This is a genomic window from Bradyrhizobium yuanmingense, from assembly GCF_900094575.1.
GTDB classification, from domain to species: domain Bacteria; phylum Pseudomonadota; class Alphaproteobacteria; order Rhizobiales; family Xanthobacteraceae; genus Bradyrhizobium; species Bradyrhizobium yuanmingense.
In genome coordinates this window covers 1-1961 of sequence record NZ_FMAE01000085.1, presented here as the reverse complement: position 1 = coordinate 1961, position 1961 = coordinate 1, and the positions used below count along the sequence as shown (strand labels likewise).

Below are 1961 nucleotides of genomic sequence, written 5' to 3'. Positions count from 1 at the left end.
GCTACATGAACATGCGACCGCTCTATCAGCCACAACTCTCTGAAACCGGAGCCGTCGCCTGATCAAAAGTGCGAAAGATTCTGGACAGTACCCGGATCTGGCCCGGGGAGAAGACTCAATGCGCTGGATTCCCGATGATGTCCGTTGTCAGCTCAACCCGCGATCTCGAGCGCTTTTGAAGCGGGGTGCCGCAGCGCTCGTCCGATCTGAGCGAGTTGGTGGAACATCACAATAAGCGCGATCATTCCGGGGTCCAGCTCAGCGCTTGCTTGACTGGCCAAAAGTCCATTGAAACCCCACATGAGCGGGAATAGTACGGCCGGTACGAAGAGATATCCCTGCCTCGCCAAGGAAACAACTGCACTGAGACGTGCTCTCCCGAACGACTGAAGCATCGTTGTGACGACGCTCTGAATAACAAAAAGCCCAAAAAAAGAGATGGAAGACGATGCAGGTCGAGACCGCAACTTTCGTGACATTCTCGCTATCACTGAACAGCCTGACCAAAGGCCGGGCAAAGATCACAACGGCCGCAGAATAGGCAACGGAAAGAGCGACAGTCATCGAGAGCATCAACTTCGCAGCCTTCAATACGCGAGCAAAGTCTGGTGCGCCCCAACCGAAACCCAGGATAGCTTGAGAGCCTATACAGAAGCCGGTGACAGGCAGTGCGCCGATCGTCAGCAATCGAATAGCTATTCCCACCGCGGCGATCGCATTCTCGCCGAACGGCTCCGAAGAGCATCAAGCCAACGGCAGATAAACTGTTGGTTATACTCGCCCGCGCCCCTATGAATGCGAGCTGTCTGATGCGATCTGCTCGTACTGACATGTGAGTGGCCCTGACGCGGACTATCCCGCGAGCATTCGTAGAATACGCGATATATAGAGGCTTATGGCTGCGATCTGAGATGCCAGCGTTGCGAGGGCTGCGCCTCGCACACCAGGTCCAGGAAGAATATGAAGACCGGATCGAGCACAACTTTCAGTATGAAGGCGGTCATCATCGTCCACATGCTGAATCGTGTGTTACCCTCGGCTCTTACGATGATCGTGCCCGCGGCGAGCGAAATGTGATGCTTTGAGCCGCCAGCTTTGGCGCGACGCCGCGGCTGACGCGTTAGGAGTGTCCCCATCCGTCGTGCAGTTCACGATGAACCGGACCATCTCCGGTCGACTCGCAGTAGTGGTTAAAGACGAGGAAGATTCTGCCACTGCTCGTCACGGCGGTGATGCAGGAGGACCGCGAACCGGTCAAACTCGACGGCGTGCAGCATCAACGAGACTGGCCAGCAGCGCGTTGGCGCTTTCGAACGCGAGACCAACCTCATATGTGCATCCGTTGGCCCTATGGTTGAAGCTAGCGGGCACGTGACTCGGCGCTCGATGAGAGAGAAGAAGCGCTGTCCCTACCACGCGCCGCTAACTCCCACACAGCCAGCCTCAGCGGCGGAAGAAGCTGACGTGGGATACATCCATCGGAAAAAGCTGCGGCACAACTACCAGAATCGGTCGGCCCCACGTCTTCAGGCACTCTCTAAGCTGGTCCGACAGCTTGCCGCAATGGGAGACTGATCTTCCCCCGAAAAAGTGGACGGGTTAAGCGGCTTTTAGCTCCATTTCGATCGGGGCGACATATCCGATGGCGGAGTGGAGCCTTGTTCGGCGGTAGAAGCCCTCGATATGGCGAAGATATCGTGCTGGGCCTCGCGCGGGTGTTGTAGTCGCGATGATGGACCAGCGCGGTTTTCAAGGTATGGAAGAAGCTCTCCATCAGGGCATTGTCGTAGCAATCGGCCTTGCGGCTCATGATGCCATGATGCCGGCGCCGGTGAGGACGTTGCGATAGGCTTGTGAGGCATACTGCACGCCGCGATCGGAGTGGTGGATCAATCCGGTCTGCGGCCGTTGCTGGTTGATGGCCATGGTCAGTGCCGCGGATGCGAGTTCGACCTGCATAT

The 1961-nt window shown here is 57.1% G+C and carries 1 protein-coding gene and 1 pseudogene; both read right to left on the bottom strand.

What is annotated here, in order from left to right:
* Window positions 1-258 precede the first annotated feature (258 nt).
* Entirely contained in the window at window positions 259-687 is a 429-nt protein-coding gene (locus tag GA0061099_RS42660) for an MATE family efflux transporter (protein ID WP_244621063.1), read from the bottom strand.
* 912 nt (window positions 688-1599) lie between these two features.
* A pseudogene (locus GA0061099_RS43390) lies at window positions 1600-1961 on the bottom strand (DDE-type integrase/transposase/recombinase); the annotation flags it as partial.